At 67.3% G+C, this 18687-nt stretch carries 14 protein-coding genes; 9 read left to right on the forward strand and 5 right to left on the reverse strand.

The window, feature by feature from the left end; genetic code table 11:
• The 3 genes from aroE to mgtE all read left to right on the forward strand — a co-directional run bounded on the left by aroE (nucleotide 1) and on the right by mgtE (nucleotide 3143).
• The gene (gene aroE, locus M622_RS24575) at nucleotides 1-834 is read left to right on the forward strand and encodes a shikimate dehydrogenase (protein WP_021248222.1); all 834 of its coding nucleotides are present in this window, start codon (nucleotides 1-3) and stop codon (nucleotides 832-834) included.
• A 6-nt stretch (nucleotides 835-840) separates the two neighbouring features.
• Nucleotides 841-1542, forward strand: a complete 702-nt coding sequence (gene mtgA / locus M622_RS24580; RefSeq protein ID WP_021248223.1) for a monofunctional biosynthetic peptidoglycan transglycosylase — start codon at nucleotides 841-843, stop codon at nucleotides 1540-1542.
• A gap of 158 nt (nucleotides 1543-1700) precedes the next feature.
• Nucleotides 1701-3143, forward strand: a complete 1443-nt coding sequence (mgtE, locus tag M622_RS24585; RefSeq protein WP_021248224.1) for a magnesium transporter — start codon at nucleotides 1701-1703, stop codon at nucleotides 3141-3143.
• Between the two features lie 360 nt (nucleotides 3144-3503).
• On the opposite strand, the gene hemL is transcribed toward mgtE, so the two are convergent.
• From hemL to thiD, 3 genes are all read right to left on the reverse strand, one after another.
• The gene (gene hemL / locus M622_RS24590) at nucleotides 3504-4787 is read right to left on the reverse strand and encodes a glutamate-1-semialdehyde 2,1-aminomutase (RefSeq protein ID WP_021248225.1); all 1284 of its coding nucleotides are present in this window, start codon (nucleotides 4785-4787) and stop codon (nucleotides 3504-3506) included.
• Nucleotides 4788-4891: 104 nt separating this feature from the next.
• A complete protein-coding gene (thiE, locus tag M622_RS24595) occupies nucleotides 4892-5524 on the reverse strand; it encodes a thiamine phosphate synthase (protein ID WP_021248226.1) in 633 nt (210 codons plus the stop codon).
• Nucleotides 5517-6368: a bifunctional hydroxymethylpyrimidine kinase/phosphomethylpyrimidine kinase gene (gene thiD, locus M622_RS24600; RefSeq protein WP_031346336.1), complete on the reverse strand. Its 852-nt coding sequence runs from the start codon at nucleotides 6366-6368 to the stop codon at nucleotides 5517-5519. Before thiD ends, thiE begins: the two co-directional genes overlap by 8 nt.
• Before the next feature lie 112 nt (nucleotides 6369-6480).
• Here thiD and M622_RS24605 point away from each other — a divergent pair, with 112 nt between their 5' ends.
• The 6 genes from M622_RS24605 to M622_RS24630 are packed head-to-tail and all read left to right on the forward strand — an operon-like array spanning nucleotide 6481 to nucleotide 15965.
• Nucleotides 6481-6633: a rubredoxin gene (locus tag M622_RS24605; protein WP_306415631.1), complete on the forward strand. Its 153-nt coding sequence runs from the start codon at nucleotides 6481-6483 to the stop codon at nucleotides 6631-6633.
• A gap of 46 nt (nucleotides 6634-6679) precedes the next feature.
• Nucleotides 6680-7069 (forward strand): response regulator, encoded by a 390-nt coding sequence (locus M622_RS24610; protein ID WP_021248229.1) that lies wholly within the window; start codon nucleotides 6680-6682, stop codon nucleotides 7067-7069.
• 25 nt (nucleotides 7070-7094) lie between these two features.
• Nucleotides 7095-7460, forward strand: coding sequence for a response regulator (locus M622_RS24615; RefSeq protein ID WP_021248230.1), 366 nt, complete (start codon nucleotides 7095-7097; stop codon nucleotides 7458-7460).
• A gap of 7 nt (nucleotides 7461-7467) precedes the next feature.
• Entirely contained in the window at nucleotides 7468-7977 is a 510-nt protein-coding gene (locus M622_RS24620) for a chemotaxis protein CheW (RefSeq protein ID WP_021248231.1), read from the forward strand.
• A gap of 52 nt (nucleotides 7978-8029) precedes the next feature.
• Entirely contained in the window at nucleotides 8030-10162 is a 2133-nt protein-coding gene (locus M622_RS24625; RefSeq protein ID WP_021248232.1) for a methyl-accepting chemotaxis protein, read from the forward strand.
• Between the two features lie 25 nt (nucleotides 10163-10187).
• A complete protein-coding gene (locus M622_RS24630; RefSeq protein WP_021248233.1) occupies nucleotides 10188-15965 on the forward strand; it encodes a hybrid sensor histidine kinase/response regulator in 5778 nt (1925 codons plus the stop codon).
• 34 nt (nucleotides 15966-15999) lie between these two features.
• Here M622_RS24630 and M622_RS24635 read toward each other — a convergent pair whose 3' ends face one another.
• Nucleotides 16000-17163: a MalY/PatB family protein gene (locus tag M622_RS24635; protein ID WP_031346342.1), complete on the reverse strand. Its 1164-nt coding sequence runs from the start codon at nucleotides 17161-17163 to the stop codon at nucleotides 16000-16002.
• Nucleotides 17164-17229: 66 nt separating this feature from the next.
• Nucleotides 17230-18669, reverse strand: coding sequence for a cryptochrome/photolyase family protein (locus M622_RS24640; protein ID WP_021248235.1), 1440 nt, complete (start codon nucleotides 18667-18669; stop codon nucleotides 17230-17232).
• Nucleotides 18670-18687 lie beyond the last annotated feature (18 nt).

An 18687-nucleotide genomic window follows, 5' to 3' on the forward strand; every position in this document is an offset into this window, starting at 1 on the left:
ATGGACCGTTACGCCGTCATCGGCCACCCGATCGCGCATAGCAAGTCGCCCCGCATCCACGCCGCCTTCGCGCGCCAGACCGGGCAAGCCCTGTGTTACGAAGCCATCCTCGCGCCGCTCGACGGCTTCAGCGCCAGCGTGCACGCCTTCCGCGCCGCCGGCGGGCGCGGCATGAATGTCACCGTACCGTTCAAGCTCGAAGCCTTCGCCCTTGCAGACCAGCACACGCCGCGTGCGCGCGCCGCGGGCGCGGTCAATACCCTGAGCTTCAATAGCGAAGGCATCCTTGGCGACAATACCGACGGCGCCGGTCTGGTCCGTGACCTCAGCGTCCATCTCGGCTGCACCCTCAAAGGGCGGCGGATTCTGCTGCTGGGTGCAGGCGGCGCTGCCCGCGGCGCGCTGCTGCCCCTGCTGGACGAACAGCCCGCCGTGTTGACGATTGCAAATCGTACGCCGCGCAAGGCGCAGGAGCTGGCCTCCCGCTTTGCCGGCTCTGCCGCCAGCACACAGCTGCACGCCTGCGGTTTCGAAGCGCTCGCCGGCCAACAGTTCGACCTCGTCATCAACGCCACCGCCGCCAGCCTGGCCGACGCCGCGCCCGCGCTGCCAGGCGGGCTCTACGCCCCCGGCGCACTCGCCTACGACATGATGTACGGCCGCGACGACACTCCGTTCATCGCCGCGGCCCGCGCCGAGGGCGCGGCGCGCACCGCCGACGGCCTGGGCATGCTGGTCGAGCAGGCCGCGGAGAGCTTTGCGCTCTGGCGCGGCCTGCGCCCCGACAGCAGCGCCGTGCTCGCCGAGCTCCGGCGCGAGCTCGGCGGCCCCTGAGCCGCCATGCCGACGCCCCGCAACTGGCTGATCTGGCTGGGCCACAGCCTGCTTGCACTGTTCCTGCTGGTGCTGTTCTGGCAAGCGGTGCTGTTCACCCAGGTGATCTGGTGGAGCCGCTTCGACCCGGACAGCACGAGCTTCATGCGCATGCGGCTTGCTGAGCTGCGCGCGTCCGACCCCAAGGCCGAGCTGCGTCACCACTGGGTGCCCTACGAGCGCATCTCCATCCACCTCAAGCGCGCGGTGGTCGCCGCCGAGGACGACCGCTTCCTCGATCACGAAGGCTTCGACTGGGAGGGCATACAGCGCGCGCTGGAGAAGAATGAGCGCCGCGGTCGCCTCAGCGCCGGGGGCTCGACCATCTCCCAGCAACTCGCCAAGAACCTCTTCCTCTCGCCCTCGCGGAGCTGGCTGCGCAAGGGCCAGGAAGCGGTGCTGACGGTGATGATCGAACAGACCTGGGACAAGCGCCGCATTCTCGAGGTGTACCTGAACGTGGTCGAATGGGGCAAGGGCGTGTTCGGCGCCGAAGCCGCCGCGCAGCGCTACTACCGCAGCTCCGCCGCGCAGCTGGGGCCGTCACAGGCCGCCCGGCTGGCGGTGATGCTGCCCAACCCCAGGCACTACGAGCGCAATTACGGCCCGCGCCTGGCCGCCCACGCCGACCGTATCCAGCGCCGGATGCAGGCCTCGCAGGTGCCCTGAACTCAAGCTGCCGCGCTTTTGCGCGCTTTGTCGAGACCTTCTGTGTTGCAGCGCAACAAACTCCGCGTAGATCTGAGCGCGGAAGGCCTGCAACAGTCGCAAGGCGCGCACCAAGCCCGTAGAATCCCGCTTTTGCTCCGCCACGCTGCTGGAATCCCATGACGCAGGAAGAGGAACTCCATCCCGACGATGTCCAGCAACACCTGCGCGAAGTGCAGGACTTGCTCGCACGCCAGAAAGCCGTCGAAAACCTGGTCAGCCAGCAGGACGTGCCTCGCCACGAGATGGTCGAGAGCCTGGTGCACAAGCAACAGCAAGCGGAACTGGCGGCCAAGCTCGAAGAGCTGCACTCGGCCGACATCGGCTACATCCTCGAAGCGCTGCCACTCGAAGAGCGCCTCTACGTCTGGAACCTGATCAAGGCCGAACGCGACGGCGAGGTCCTGCTCGAGGTCTCGGATGCCGTGCGTGAATCGCTCATCGAGAGCATGGCGCCCGCGGAGCTCAAGGCTGCGGCCGAATCGCTCGACGCCGACGAGCTCGCCGATCTCGCACCCGACCTGCCGCCCGAGGTCATCCAGGACGTCTTCCAGTCCCTCGACCCCGAAGGCCGCGAACAACTGCGCGCGGCCATGTCCTACCCGGAAGACTCGGTGGGCGCGCTCATGGTCTTCGACATGGTGACGGTGCGCGAAGACGTCAGCCTTGAAGTCGTGCTGCGCTATCTGCGCCGTTTCGAGGAACTGCCCGACCACACCGACAAGCTCTTCGTCGTCGACCGCGAAGATCACCTCAAGGGCATCCTGACCCTGGAGTGCCTGCTCATCAACGACCCCGAGAAGGAAGTGGCCGAGGTCATGCGCTCGGAAACGGTGATCAGCTTCACCCCCGAGGACGAAGCCGATGAAGCCGCACAGGCCTTCGAGCGCTACGACCTCGTCTCAGCGCCTGTCATCGACAGCGAGAAGCGCGTCATCGGCCGCCTCACCGTGGCCGACGTGGTCGACTACATCCGCGAGGAATCCGAAGCCGAGATCCTGAGCAACGCCGGCCTGCGCGAAGGCGAAGACATCTTCGCCTCGGTGTGGGACTCGGTGAAGAACCGCTGGGCCTGGCTGGCGGTGAATCTGGTCACCGCCTTCGTCGCCTCACGCGTGATCGGCCTGTTCGAGGGCTCGATCGAAAAACTGGTCGCGCTGGCAGCGCTGATGCCCATCGTGGCCGGCATCGGCGGCAATTCGGGCAACCAGACCACCACGATGATCGTGCGTGCGATCGCCATGGGCCAGGTGGAGCCCTCAGCCATGAAGCGCTTGCTGAAGAAGGAACTCGGCGTCGCCCTGTTCAACGGCATCGCCTGGGGCGGGCTGCTGGGCGTGCTGGCATGGTGGCTGTACGGCAGCGTCTCGCTGGGCCTGGTGATGACCGGGGCGATGGCCCTCAACCTGCTGCTGGCCGCCTGCGCCGGCGTCATCATCCCCATGCTGCGCGAGCGCCTGGGTGCCGATCCCGCCATCGGCGGCTCGGTGATGATCACCGCCCTCACCGACTCCGGCGGCTTCTTCATCTTCCTCGGCCTGGCAACGCTGTTCCTGTTGTAATCGGGCAGCGCCCCACCCGGAACACGAACACCGTCAGCCGGGGCTGGACCGGGTATTCCTGAAGAAGGCGAGGACTGTCCGAGCGCAGCGCTGAGCCCGAAGGGCGTTCATTTGCGTACCCTCCGCCAGCATCGCGTAGTGGTGCAGCCCTCGAACGAGCACCTCACTCACCCACCCAGCCCCAGATCACGGACACTGCGAGCCGGGGATGGGCTGGGTATTCCTGAAGAAGGCGAGGACTGTCTGAGCGCAGCGCTGAGCCCGAAGGGCGCTCATTTACGTACCCTCCGCCAGCATCGCGTAGCGATGCAGCCTTCGGAAGGAATACCCGGCCCAGCCCCGGCGGATTACAAGCCGCGATCAGCCCAGTGCCGCGAACACCTCACGCGCCACCGCGATCGTCGCATCGATATCGGCGTCACTGTGCGCCGCCGACACGAAACCCGCCTCGAACGCCGAGGGCGCGAAATAGTGACCGGCGTCGAGCATGGCGTGGAAGAAGCGGTTGAAACGCTCCTTGTCCGCGCCCATCACCTCGGCAAAGCTCGTCGGCACGGTGGCGGTGAAATACGCGCCGAACATGCCGCCCACCGAATCCGCGCTGAAACACACGCCCGACTCGGCCGCCGCCGCCGCCAGCCCGCTGACCAGGCGCTGCGTACTAGCCGTCAAGCCTTCATAAAAACCCGGTGCGCGCGTCAGCTGCAGCGACACGATCCCCGCGGCCACCGCCACCGGACTGCCCGACAGCGTGCCCGCCTGATACACCGCACCCAGCGGCGCGATGTGCTGCATGATGTCGCGCCGCCCGCCAAAAGCGCCCACCGGCATGCCACCACCGATCACCTTGCCCAGCGTGGTCAGATCCGGCGTGACGCCATACAGCCCCTGCACGCCCTGCGGGCCGACGCGAAAGCCCGTCATCACCTCATCAAAGATCAGCACCGCGCCATACTGCGTGCACACCCGCCGCAGGCCCTCGAGGAAGCCCGGCTGCGGCTTGATCAGGTTCATGTTGCCCGCCACCGGCTCGACGATGATGGCGGCAATCTCGTCGCCGCGCGCCTTGAACACCTCTTCGACCTGCTGCAAGTCATTGAAATCGACCACGATCGTGTGCTTGGCAAAATCGGCCGGCACACCGCCCGAGGACGGATTGCCGAAAGTCAGCAAACCCGAGCCCGCCTTCACCAGCAGACTGTCGGCGTGACCGTGATAGCAACCCTCGAACTTCAGGATCGCATCGCGCCCGGTGAAACCACGCGCCAGCCGGATCGCGCTCATCGTCGCCTCGGTGCCCGAGCTGACCAGGCGCACCATCTCCACTGAGGGCAGCAGCTCGCAGATCAGCTCCGCCATCACCACTTCGCCCTCGTTGGGCGCGCCAAACGACAAGCCCTTCAGGGCCGCCTCACGCACCGCCTCGACAATCGCCGGGTGAGCATGACCGGCGATCGCCGGCCCCCATGAGCCCACATAGTCGATGTAGTCCTTGCCATCGGCATCCCACACCCGCGCGCCCTCGGCACGCTCAAGAAAGCGCGGCGTCCCGCCCACCGAACGGAAGGCGCGCACCGGTGAATTGACTCCGCCCGGAATGGTTTTCTGGGCACGCTGAAAAAGGGTTTCGCTACGACTGGTCATGGGGCGCTCATCCTGGACTGCATTCGAAAGGCGCCATTGTCGCGCCCACAACCGGTCCGGGTCCAGCACAGGGATCAAGAACGCCGATCGATCGCGCACCGCGCTCAGAACAGGGCGCGATAGGCGAGCGCGCGCGCCGCAGGGTCGGGCGCGGAAAAGACATCGCTCACCACCGCGATGAGCTCAGCACCGGCCGCAATCACCTGCGCAGCGTTATCCAGCGTGATGCCGCCGATCGCCGCCACCGGCAGCTTCAGCTCACGCCGTGCGCGGCTGATCAGCGCCAGCGGCGCAGACGGCGCATGGGGCTTGGTGGCAGACGGAAAGATCGCGCCGAAGGCGAGGTAATTCACACCGGCCTCGGCTGCGGCGCTGGCGCGCGCCCAATCGGCATAGCAGGTCACGCCCAGGATGCGGCTGGCGCCCAGCGCACGCCGTGCAGCTGCCGGCTCGCCATCGTCGCGCCCGAGGTGAGCGCCGTCGGCGCCGATCTCAAGCGCGAGGGCGAGGTCATCATTGACCAGCAGCGGCACGCCAGCCGCGCGACAAAGCTCAAGCAGCGCAAGGGCTTGTTCGCGGCGCAGGGCCGGCCCGGCCAGCTTGTTGCGGTACTGCAGCAAGGCGGGCTTCCCCGCCAGCACGCGCTCGGTCAGCGCCAGCAGGCGGGCGGTATCGGTTTCGTCAGGCGTGATCGCATAAAGACCGCGCAGCACTGGCCCGCGCGCCGCCTCACTCATCTGCATCCCCCTTGCCGCGCGCCCAGAAGAAGCGGTCGGGCAAGGCCAGCCCCATGCCCGGTCGGTAGGCGTGGCGCAAGGCCTGCTGGGTGAACTCCTGCGCCTCGCGCACCGCCTCGGGCAAGTCCATGCCATGCGCAAGCGCCGCGGCGGCCGCAGCAGCAAGCGTTGTGCCCGCACCCAGGAAGCGCCCCCCAAGCCGCGGCCAGGCATCGGTGCGCACGCTGCCCGCCTGCCCGATCAGGCTGTTGACGACCTGTGGACCGTGCTCGCTCCCGCCGGTGAGCAGGATGTATTCGGTGCCGCCAGCGAGCACCTGCGCGAGCGCATCGTCCACTGCAGGCAACTCCGTCTCATCGTGCTCGCCATCGCTGCACGCCACCCCGACCAGACGGCACAACTCATGACGCCCGAGCACGAGCAGTGTGGTCTGAGGCAGGATCAGGTCGGCAAGCGCGGCACTCATCTCCTCACCAGCCTCACCGAGGTCGCCACAGGCATACAGCGCAGGCTCGACGATCAGCGCCAGATCCGGATAGTCGGACAGGATCTCGGCGATGGCGGCCAGGTTTTCCACGCTGCCGCAGAAGCCGAGCTTGAAGGCTGCGACCGGAATGTCCTCGAGTATGGTCCGCGCCTGGGCGACGACAATTTCGGCGTCCTGCGCCCACACTTCATCGACGCTGCGCGTATCACGCAGCAAGACCGCCGTGTGCACGGGCAGCGGATGGCAGCCCATGCTCGCCAGCGTCAGGATGTCAGCCGCAAGCCCGCTGCCGGCGGTCGCATCACCTGCGCCAAAGCACAACACTGCGGGTGGCGTGGCGGGAATATCAATTGCCATGAGCGAGAAGTCCGCCACGGAGGCGTCATTCGGGATGAGTTAAGATGCGCGTTATTTTACCCCCTGCTCTCAAGTTGAGAGAACCATGGCCGACACCCCGTACAAGACTTGGATGTGCCTCATCTGCGGCTTCATTTACGACGAGGCCGCTGGAGCGCCCGAGGAAGGCATTGCTCCAGGAACACGCTGGAAAGACCTCCCTCACGACTGGTCCTGCCCGGAATGTCATGCGCGCAAGGAAGATTTTGAGCTCGTCGAAATCTGAGCCCAGGCCAGCCGACAGCAAGCCCGAACAATCAAGGACAGATCCAATGGACATTGCCGGATTGAAGGTGATGGTCATCGACGACAGCAACACCATCCGCCGCAGCGCCGAGATTTTTCTCGGCCAGGCCGGCTGCCAGGTCTTGCTTGCCGAAGACGGCTTCGACGCCCTGGCAAAGATTGCCGACCACAATCCTGACGTCATTTTTGTGGATATCATGATGCCCCGCCTCGACGGTTATCAGACCTGCGCCCTGATCAAGAAGAACGCAGAACTGGCATCGACGCCGGTGATCATGCTGTCCTCACGCGATGGTCTGTTCGACCGCGCCCGCGGCCGCATGGCGGGCTCGGACGAATACCTCACCAAACCCTTCACCAAGGACAGCCTGCTCAAGGCCGTCGCCACACATTCACACCGCAACACGCCGCGTTGAATCCGCCCCGTACAGGACTTCGAAGATGCCGATAAGCAAGATTCTTGTCGTTGACGACTCTCCCACCGAACGCCTGGCCCTGCAGGAACTGCTCGCTCGCGAGGGCTATCAGGTCGTGAGCGCTGAATCCGGCGAACAAGCCATCGCCGCCAGCAAGAGCGAAAAACCCGACCTCATCCTGATGGACGTGGTGATGCCGGGCATGAACGGCTACCAGGCCACACGCACGATCTCGCGCGACGACAGCACGCGCAACATCCCCATCATCATGTGCACCAGCAAGGGGCTGGAAACCGACAAGATCTGGGGCATGCGCCAGGGCGCTCACGCCTATCTGGTCAAGCCGCTCAATCACGACGACCTGCTCGCCCACATCCGGGCCATCGGCTGACTCGATCATGGCCAAACGCAGCAGTCTGCGGGAGTTCCAGCAAAACCTCGCGCGCCGACTGGCCGAAGCCAGCACCGCCGACCGCCGTGGCCTGCTTGGCTTTCAAGCGGGCAGCGAGAGCTGGCTGATCGACCTCACCGAGGCAGGCGAGATCATGCCGCCGCCGCCCCTGTCCATCGTGCCGCTGACGCGATCATGGTTTCGCGGCCTGGCAAATGTGCGCGGCGCGCTCTACGGTGTCGTCGATCTGGCCCAGTTTCACGGCGAAGCGGCCATCACCCCCAGCGGCCGTGCACGCCTGCTGCTGATCGGCGCCAGACTGGGCATTCACTGCGCGCTGCTGGTGTCCCATTCACTCGGTCTGCGCAGCGCGGATGACTTTGAAGTGGACGTGGGCGAGGAAGATCGGCCATGGGTCGCGCAGCGCCTGCGCGACGCACAAGGTCAGCTGTGGCTGCAGGTCGACGTCACAAAACTGCTGGCCAGCCCGCAATTCCTCGACGCGGGTCTCGAATGACGATCCGGGCCTCGCGTCTGGCCTACCCCAAGAACACGGTGGAGCACGCAACATGGCATTGAAGCTTTTCGGCAAGAACACAGCGCCGTCGAATGTCGCCGACAGCGACGGCATCACGATCCTCGAGACCACACCCAAGCCCGGCAGCGGCGCCCCCAGGACGGCCAGATCAGACTCGGCCTCCGGCTCTGGCGCAGACACTGGAGGGCTGCGCAACTACGGCATCCTGTTCGCCATGCTGGCCCTGGCGACCGCTGTACTCGTTGTTTTTCAGCAGCGTGAATCGGCCAACGCCACCCTGCACGTCACCGCATCGAGCGAAATGCAGATGCTGTCACAGCAGATCGCCAAGTCGGCACAGCTCGCGCTGCGCGGCAATGGCCCGGCCTTTGTTGAACTCAAGAGCGGCCGCGACCAGTTCGCCAGCCTCTTGCTGGCACTCGATGAGGGCGGCGACATCGACGGCTCCCGTGTGCCGCCGGTGCCCGCAGCGCTGCGTCCGCAGCTCGAGGCCTTGTCTGCCGCGTGGCAGAAGACCGAGCGCAACACCGCCCAGCTGCTGGGGCAGCGCCAGGATCTGGTGGCGCTCAACAGCGCGGTCGCCACCATCGGCAAGGACAGCGCGGAGCTGCTCGAGCTCAGCGAACAGATCGCCAGCGAGCTGCAGGCTGCGGCCACCGACCCCGTCAGCCTGGGCGCCGCCAGTCGCAACATGATGCTGACTCAACGCATCGCCAAGAACGCCAGCGCACTGCTGGTCGATGACGCCATCGACCCCGAAGTCGCGTTCATCCTTGGACGCGACATTGACGCCCTGCGCAAGCAGATCGACACGCTGGCAGCCAGCGCACCGAACAGCGATGTACGCAGCCAGCTTGGCGCGCTCGCAAGCGCAGCCGCGCCCACCTTCGACGCCGCCAGCGCAATTCTCGGCAACATCCAGAAGACGGTGCAGGCCAAGCAAGCCGGCAGCCGCATCTTTGGCGACTCCGTGCCCTTGCTTGAACGCAGCACCGAGCTGACCGCCGGCCTCAAGCAGCTCTATGCCGGCTTCACCCGCATGCACGCGCTCATCGCCGCCGGCGCACTCGCCAGCATCCTGGCGCTGGCCGCCATGGCGCGCGCCTATCGCAGCGGTGTCGCGGCGCGGCGCGCAGAATCCGAACGGCAGCGCCAGGAAGCCGAGAGCGAGCGCAACCTCACACAGCAGGCCATCCTGCGCCTGATGAACGAAATGGGCGACCTCGCCGATGGCGACCTCACCGTGCGCGCCACCGTGACCGAAGACATCACCGGCGCCATCGCCGACTCGGTCAACTACACGGTGGAAGAACTGTCGGTGCTGGTGCGCCGCATCAACGACGCCGCCACGCGCGTCACCACCGCGACCGAGTCCGCCCAGCGCACCTCGCGCGAGCTGCTCGACGCCACCGAACGCCAGTCGCGCGAAATCGAAGAGGCCGGCACCACCGTGCAGCGCATGGCGCAGTCGATGACCGACTCCTCCGAGCGCGCCTTGCAGTCGGCCCAGGTCGCGCGGCGTTCGCTGGAAGCGGCGCGCAAGGGCGCGGGCGCGGTGGAGAACACCATCCGCGGCATGAACGGCATCCGCAGCCAGATCCAGGAGACCTCCAAGCGCATCAAGCGCCTGGGTGAGTCCTCACAGGAGATCGGCGAGATCGTCGAACTGATCTCGGACATCACCGAGCAGACCAACGTCCTCGCGCTCAACGCCGCCATCCAGGCCGCCACCGCCGGTGAGGCGGGCCGCGGCTTCACCGTCGTCGCCGAAGAAGTGCAGCGCCTCGCCGAGCGCTCGGCCGAGGCCACCAAACAGATCGCCGCGATCGTCAAGACCATCCAGACCGACACTCAGGACGCCGTCGGCGCGATGGAAAACGCCACCCGCGACGTGGTCGAAGGTGCGCAGCTGTCCGACGCCGCAGGCCAGGCCTTGTCAGAGATCGACGAGGTCTCGCTCGAAGCCGCACACCTGATCGAAAGGATCTCGACCGACACCCAGGAGCAGGCTGCCACTGCAGGACGCGTGGCGGCGACGATGAAGGACATTCTCACCGTCACCGAACAGACCACCTTCGGCACCCAGCAGACCGCGGTATCGATTGGTCAGCTCACCGATCTCGCCGTCGAACTGAAGGGCTCGGTTTCGGGCTTCAAGGTCTGAACGCCGTCACTCCGGGAAGCACGCCATGACACAAGCCAAGGAGACGGATCTCGGCCCGCTCACATGGGTTAAAGGCGAGATCGACGCCGCCCTGCAGCGCACCGCCGCCGCGCTGGCCGAGGCTGCGCACGCCGCGGACCCGGCCGCCCGCGTGCAGTTCGCGCAAACACACCTCCACCAGGTGCGTGGTGCCTTGTCCATCATCAGCCTCGATGGCCTCACCCAGTTTGCCGACGCGGCCGAAGTGCTGCTCGGCCTGATGTCGCGCGGCGAACTCGCGATCGATCGTGACAGCCTGGCACTGGTCACGCGCGCGGTCGCCAGCATCGGCAACTACCTCGAGGAAATCGCGCACGGCGCGCCCGACCAGCCGCTGCGCCTGGCCCCCTTGTACGAGGAGATCGCCCTCGCGCGCGGGCTTCCGCTGCCGTGCGCGGCCGACCTCTTCCACCCCGACCTGTCTCGCCGCCCGCCACGGCGTGACACGCCCGCAGGCGCAGCAGCAAAGGACCAGGGGGCTGCAAGCCAGGCCGCCTTGCGCCGCATCCGGCCACAATTCGAACGCGGCCTGCTCGAGCTCCTGCGCGGCAACCCGCACAGCGGCGCACAGGCAATGCGCGACGCCATCGCCGAAGTCGAAGCCCTGCAGGCCACGCCTGCACAGCGCAGCTTGTGGTGGGCAGCGCTGGCCTTGTTTGACGGCCTGATTGACGGCAGCCTGCCGGTCGACGTCGCGGTGAGACAGCTGTGCGCCCAGATCGACGCTCAATTTCGCCGTCTGCTCGCCGGCACGCAATCCTCCTCCGACCGGCTCCTGCGCGACATCCTGTACCGCGTTGCCATGCTGCCGGCACGCAGCGCACAGCAACAGGCGGTGCGCAATTGCTGGCAGCTCGACGCCCTGCTGCCCGCGGCCAACGCGCCCGTCAGCGACATCCCGCTCGGCCCCTTGTTGCAGGACTTGCAGCAAGCGCTCGCCGGCGTACGCGAGCAATGGGACGCCTTCAGCTCCGGCACGGCAATCGCGCTCACCCACTTCGACGAGCGCCTCAGCGCCCTCGTGCCGATGGCGCCCGCTCTCGGCCGCCCCGCCACCCTGCACCTGCTCAAGGGTCTGCAAGCGCTTGCCCAATGGCTGCGTCGTGACCCGCTGCAGCACTCGGACGCACTCGCGCTCGAGGTCGCCACCGCCTTGCTGTTGCTGGAGGCCGACTTCAAGCAGCGCGTACTCGACCACGCACTCGCGCAGCAGATCGACCAGCGCCTGAGCCGCATTCAGGCCCTGATGCGCGGTGAAACGCCAGCGCCTGACACTTCCGGCACCGACGCTGAGGGTGCGCGCGCCAGCCAGGAACACGAAGCCCTTGTACAGCTCTGTAGCGAAATGCGCGTCAGCCTGGGGCAGGTCGAGCAAACCCTGGACGACTACTTCCGCAACCAGGCCAAGCACGAACCGCTCACCCAGCTCCACCGCCCGCTGCAGCAGATCGTCGGCGCACTCAGCCTGCTCGGCGAAACCGGCGCGCTGACGCTGGTGCGCGATGCGGGCGCACGTATCGCCAGCCTGGCCAACGCGCCGGCCGACGCCGACGCTGCGGCTTTCGAGGCCCTGGCCCACCAACTCTCCGCGCTCGGCTTTTATCTCGAGGCCCTCCCCCACGGCGCGGCCGAACTTGACGACTTCCTGCACCCCGAGCGCCGGCGCGAGCGCGAAGCACAGGTCGCAGAGCACGATGCCGCAGCCGCGCAAACCGCGCCCCGGGAACCTGCGCCCAGTCTCGCTGGCGAAGCGGCGACCGTGCCCGACTCCAGCCCCGCAGAGCGGCCCCTCGCGACGCCTGCCACAGCAGCGGGCAGGCTGGATTTCAGCACCCTCGACCTGCCGGACCTGGATTTCCCCGACCTGGATCTGTCCGACCTCAAGCCGCATGCGCTCCCGTCGGCCACCACGCCCGCAAGCGACGAGGCGCCTGCGCACCCAGGCGCACTCGCACCCGACCTCGACCTCGATGCCCTGCCCGAACTGGAGGACATCGGCGCGCCTGCCCTGGAACAGCCTGCGCTGGCCAGCGCCCCCCTCATTGCGCAGCCCTCCCTGCCCGCCAGCGAAGCGGACATGGACACCGAGCTGCTTGGCATCTTCATCGAAGAGGCCGACGAGGTCCTCGCCCGCATCCGCGCCGAGCTCGACAGCGCGCGCGAGGCGGTGCAACCCCTCGACGCCCTGATCACCATCCGCCGCGGCTTTCACACCCTCAAGGGCAGCGGCCGCATGGTCGGGCTGAGTGCGCTGGGCGAAGCGGCCTGGGGCGTGGAGCAAACCCTCAACCGCTGGCTGCAGCTCGACTGGGCGCCGACACCCGCCCTCCTGCACCTGATCGACAGCGGACAACAGTTGTTCTCGACCTGGGTCGAGGCGCTGCGGGCCGGCAGCGCCGCCACGCCCGACGCGAGCGCGCTCCTCGCCGAGGCCGAACACCTGCGCAGCGCTGACGCGGCCATCGAAGACAGCAGCCTTGTCGACGCAGGCACGACGGCGAGTACGGAGACCCCAAGCCCCGCTGCCGCTGCCGCTGCCGCTGCCGAAATTGAAACGGCGCCGGTCCCGGCCGAGGCGATCACGCCTGCGGCTGAGGCCACACCGGCCGCAGGCGCTGCCGAGTTCGACGCCTGGATCGAATTTCCAACGCTGGACCTGGCCGACGACGGCGAGCTCCTGCCGCTGCTCGAGGACGACGAAGAAACACGCGCAAGCCGTGACACGACCGTACCCGACTTCCTCATCGAGACCACGAGCCTCGATCTGGACCAAGAGCCCGAGCTCGCCTCCGACACCAGCGCCGACACCAGCGCCGAACCCAGTACCGAACCCGGCGCTGCACCCGAAGGGCAGGACACTGACTCAGCCGAAGTCGAAGACAATTTGCCGCAAGCGCCCGAGCACCCGCTCCAGGCGCCCGAGGTCGCGCCTGTCACAAGCACTGCAGCAGCCGCAGCGACGGTGCAGGTCGGCGACACCGAGCTCTCTGCCGCGCTGTTTGCCCTCTTCCAGGTCGAGGCGCTGCAGCACGTCAGCACGCTGACACGAGAAGTGGACCGCCTCGCCCAGCACGCAGACGCCACCCCGACCGAGCTCGCCCACCGCGCCGCGCACACCCTTGCCGGCATCTCCGGCACCGCACACCTGTTCCCGCCACATGATCTGGCGCGTGCGTTCGAACATGCGCTTGGCCGCTTGCGTGATCAGAACCAGGCCCCGACCACCGCCGAGCTCATGGTGCTGCGCGAAGCCACCAACACGCTGCAGACCATGCTGGCCCAGATTTCCGCGCAGATCCTGCCGGACGCCGCCGACGCCCTGGTCGCCGCGGTGGAACACTGCGGCCTTGGCCGCAGTCAGGCGCCCACCCCACCGGCCGCAGCCCCCGCAGCCCCCGCGATGCTGCGCGCGACCCCGGTGCGAGCTGCACCCAGCCCAGCCTCCGAGCCCGTCGGTGGCGATCTCCTGCCGCCGCCGCAAGATGAGCTCGATGCCCAACTGCTGCCGATCTTCCTCGAAGAAGCCGGCGAGCTGTTCACCACCCTGCATGCGACCCTGCGCGCCTGGCGCGTCGCCCCCGAAGCCACGCCCCACCCCATCACCATCGCGCGCCTGTTGCACTCGCTGAAGGGCAGCGCGCGCATGGCCGGGGCGATGACCCTGGGCAGTCACCTGCACCAGCTCGAATCGCGCCTCGAGGACGGCCTCGCCGACAAGCTCGACACTCTCACGCTCATCGACGACCTGGCCTTTGGCCTGGACGTCAGCGAGCAGATGATAGACAGCATCGCCGGCCTGCCTGCGCGTGCCCTCGAGCCCCTGAGCCCTGACGCAAGCACGCCGCCGCCTGTGGCCAGTGGGGCCACTGCAGCCAGCCCGGCTGCGCCGCGCACGACCACGACCATTACCGCCGAGGCGGGCGACACCGATGCCATCAGCACCGCCACCCTGCGGGTGCGGGCAGAACAGGTCGATCAGTTCGTCAACCAGGCCGGCGAGATCGGCGTTTCGCGCACCCGCATCGAAGGCGAGCTGCGCACCCTGCGGCGCTCGCTGCTCGATCTCACCGAAAACGTCATCCGCCTGCGCAACCAGCTGCGCGAAGTCGAAATTCAGGCTGAAGTGCAGATGCAGTCACGCATCGCCCAGGCCGAGTCGCATCACGGTGAATTCGACCCTCTGGAGATGGACCGCTACACCCGCCTGCAGGAACTGACGCGGATGATGGCGGAGAGCGTCAACGACGTCACCACCGTGCAACAAACCCTGTTGCACAACCTCGACGGTGCCGACAGCGCCCTCAACGGCCAGGCACGCACCAGTCGCGAGCTGCAGCAAGGCCTGATGCGGGTGCGCATGCTGCCCTTCGACAGCCTCGCCGACCGCCTCTACCGCGTCGTGCGCCAGAGCGCGAAGGAAATCGGCAAGCGGGCCACGCTCGACCTGCGCGGCGGTCGCATCGAAATGGACCGCAGCGTGCTGGAACAGATGGTCGCGCCGCTCGAGCATCTGTTGCGCAACGCGGTCGCACACGGCATCGAATCCCCCGCCGAACGCAGCGCCGCAAACAAGCCCGAAACGGGCCAACTGGTGCTGAGCCTGAGCCAGGAAGGCAACGAGATCGCCATCGACCTCAGCGACGACGGCCGGGGCCTGGACTTCGAGCGCATCGCCGAACGCGCACGCGCCAACGGCCTGCTCGGCGCCGATGAGCGCCCCGACGACAAGCGCCTGACCAACCTCATCTTCCTCTCCGGCTTCAGCACCGCCAGCCAGCTGTCGGCGGTGTCCGGCCGCGGCGTGGGCATGGATGTGGTCAAAGCACAGACCGCGGCCGTGGGCGGCCGCATCGACGTCTCCAGTCGGGCTGGCGAGGGTACGCGGTTTCGCATCTACCTGCCGCTGACGCTGGCGGTGACGCAGGCCCTGCTGGTCAAGGCCGGTGGGCGCAGCTGGGCGATCCCGTCCAACATGGTGGCGCAGGCGATGGAGCTGAAGCCCGACGCGCTGCGGCGCGTACAGGCCGATCGCGGCATCGACTGGCAAGGCGAACACTATGCTTATCGCTACCTGCCGCGCCTGCTCGGTGATCGCGAGGCCCAGCCTGCCGAACAGCGCTACAACTGGCTGCTGCTGCTGCGCGCCGGTGCGCAAACACTGGCACTGCACATCGACGGGCTGCGCGGCAACCACGAAATCGTGGTCAAGAACGCCGGCCCACAGCTCACCCGCATCATCGGCATGGCAGGCGCAACAGTGCTGGCCGACGGTGAAGTGGCGCTCATCCTCAACCCGGTGGCCCTGGCCAGCCGCAGCCTGGGCAGCGGCGGCGACGCTTACGAAGACGATACCGCATTCGAAGTGCCCGAGCCCGTGGTGCAGGCGCCGCTGATCATGGTGGTGGACGATTCACTCACCGTGCGCCGCATCACCGGCCGCCTGCTCGAGCGCGAGGGCTACCGCGTGATCACCGCCAAGGATGGCGTCGACGCCCTGGAGCAGCTCATCGACAGCACCCCCGCGGTGGTGCTGTCCGACATCGAGATGCCGCGCATGGATGGCTTCGACCTGGTGCGCAACATCCGCGCCGATGCGCGCCTGCGCGCGGTGCCGGTGATCATGATCACCTCACGCCTGGCCGACAAGCACCGCCGCTACGCCGAAGAAGTTGGCGCCAACCATTACCTCGGCAAGCCCTACCAGGAAGAGGAGCTGCTGGCCTTGCTGGCAGGCTACACCCAGGCCCAGGCCTGGCCGGCCTGAGTGCGCACAGGCGCAGACCGAAGACTGAGCCCGTTCAGTGTGCCAGGGCTTGCGCCATGCGCCGCAGCGCCTCGTCCAGGGTCGCGCGCGGACAACCAAAATTGAGCCGCAACCAGCCCGGCGCGCCGAAGAAGCGCCCATCCGACAGCCCGACGCCGGCAGCCTCGAAGAAGGCAGCCGGGTCTTCGACCTGGCGCTGCGCCATCATCTCGCGGCAATCGATCCAGCTCAGATAGGTGGCCTCTGGCCGCGTCGTCGCCAGCCCGGGCATGGCGCCCACCGCCGCCATCACGCGCTCGCGGTTGCCACGCAGGTAATCGAGCAAGGCGGCGCGCCACGGCCCGCCATCGCGATAGGCGGCCTCGGTCGCCACCATGCCCAGCACATTCACCTGCGGAATCAGGCCGCGCATCGCACCCCGGTAGCGGCGGCGCAGCGCCGCATCCGGGATCACCGCGAACGCGCAGTAGAGCGCCGGGATGTTCCAGGTCTTGGACGGCGCCATCAAGGTGATCGTGCGCCGCGCCACGGCTTCGTCAAGCGCCGCAATCGGTCGGTGCGCGCGCTCGGCATCCAGCACCAGACCGCAGTGAATCTCGTCGGCGCAGATGAGCAAATCGTGGCGTGCGGCAAAATCCGCCAGCTCACGCAACTCATCGGCGTCGAACACACGTCCCACCGGGTTGTGTGGCGAGCACAGCAGCAACAGGCGGCTGCGCGCGTCCACCGCGCGCTCGAGCGCCTCCCAGTCCCACTGCCAGCGCCCGGCGCGCAACACCAGCTCACAGCGCTGCAGCACGCGCCCGGTGTTGGCCGGGGCGGACAGGAAGGGCGGATACACCGGCGTCGCAGTGACCACCCCATCGCCCACCTCGCCGGCGATCGCACAGGCGAGGTTGAAGCCGCTCACCACGCCCGGCAACCACACCAGCCAGTCGGGCTCGATGGTCCACGCATGCTCACGCTGCAGGCCCTCGACCACCGCCTCGACCAGGCTCGGCCAGGCCTCGGTGTAGCCGAACACGCCATGTGCGATGCGGCGCTGCAATGCGTCGATGACGACAGGCGGCGCGGCGAAGTCCATGTCCGCCACCCACAGCGGCAGCACGTCGCGGCCGGCGTAGCGCCCCCACTTTTCGCTCGGCTGCACGCTGCGGTCGATGATGTGATCGAAGTCGAAACTATCAGAAACGCTCATGGTCGGCGGCTCACGGAAGCGGGCCTGCATTGTCGCGCAAACTGGCCCTGCATTCGATGTCCGGCCTCAGCCCTTCAACACCCCGAAGCGCGCCAGCGTACGCTCACGCGCCGCCGCATGGTCGACGACTGGCGCAGGGTAATCGACGCCGATTCTGGTGCGGCACGCGCTCTGATCGATGCCGCCCATGGTCCACGGCGCATGGATGAACTTGTCCGGCACCCGCGCCAGCTCCGGCACATAGCGCCGGATGAAGCGGCCTTCGGGGTCGAAGCGGGTGGACTGCGTGACCGGGTTGAAGATGCGAAACCAGGGCTGCGCGTCACACCCGGTGGAGGCCGCCCACTGCCAGCCGCCGTTGTTCGCTGCGAGATCAAAATCGTTCAGGTGCACGGCAAAATGGCGCTCGCCCAGGCGCCAGTCAATACCCAGGTCCTTGGTGAGGAAGGACGCGACCACCATGCGCAGGCGGTTGTGCATGTAGCCGGTCTGGTTCAACTGGCGCATGGCGGCATCCACCAGCGGGTAGCCGGTGCGCGCCTCGCACCAGGCCGCAAACAGTGCGGGCGCCTCGTCCCACTGCAGCGTGTCGTATTCGGGGCGGAAGGCCTGCGTCACCACGCGCGGGTGATGCCACAGGATCTGGTGGTAGAAATCACGCCAGATCAGTTCGCTGAGCCAGGTGTCGGCACCTTCGCCGCCCTGCTGCTGGGCGTGCGCGGCGAGCTGGCGGATGGACACCGTGCCGAAGCGCAGGTGGGTGGACAGATAGCTCACCCCTTTCACCGCCGGGAAATCACGCGCGCGCTTGTAGCGCTCGATGCGATTGGTGAAGTCCTCGAACAGTCGGCGCCCGCCACTCATCCCCAAGGGCATGTGCAATTCGATCAGGTTCGTGGATTCGAAGCCGATGTCGGCAAGCGCAGGCAGGCTTTCGCCTGCAGGTTTGGGCGCCAGGCGCTGGGCGTATGCGGCCACCGGATAGGACTTGAGCTGAAAAGCGTCAACCGCCTTCAACCAGGCATTCCTGTAGGGCGTGAACACGCTGAAGGGCTTGCCGGCCTGGGTCAGCACCTCGTCGCGCTCGAAGATCACCTGATCCTTGAAGTCCTCGTAGCCGACGCCCTGCGCCGCGAGCTGCTGCGCGACCTGGCTGTCGCGCACGATCGCGTCCGGCTCATAGTCACGATTGGCGAACACCTTGTCCACGCCCAGCTCAAAGGCCAAACGCGGCACTTCGTCCTGCGCGCGACCATGGCGCACGATGAGGCCTGCGCCGGCGCCACCGGCCTGCTGCGCCAGGGTGTTGAGCGCAGCATCGAGTTCGGCCAGACTGCCATGAATGAATTCGACCCGACGATCGCGGCGCGCAGGCAGCGCATCTAGAATGGCGGTATCGAAGACGAACACGCAATGCACGCGCTGGGCAAAACGCAGCGCATGGTAAAGGGCGGCGTGATCGAAGCTGCGCAAATCACGGCGAAACCAGACCAGAGCGGAAGTCATTGTGTCGTCCACGGCAAA

It is taken from the genome of Thauera terpenica 58Eu (genome assembly GCF_000443165.1).
Classification (GTDB): Bacteria; Pseudomonadota; Gammaproteobacteria; order Burkholderiales; family Rhodocyclaceae; genus Thauera; species Thauera terpenica.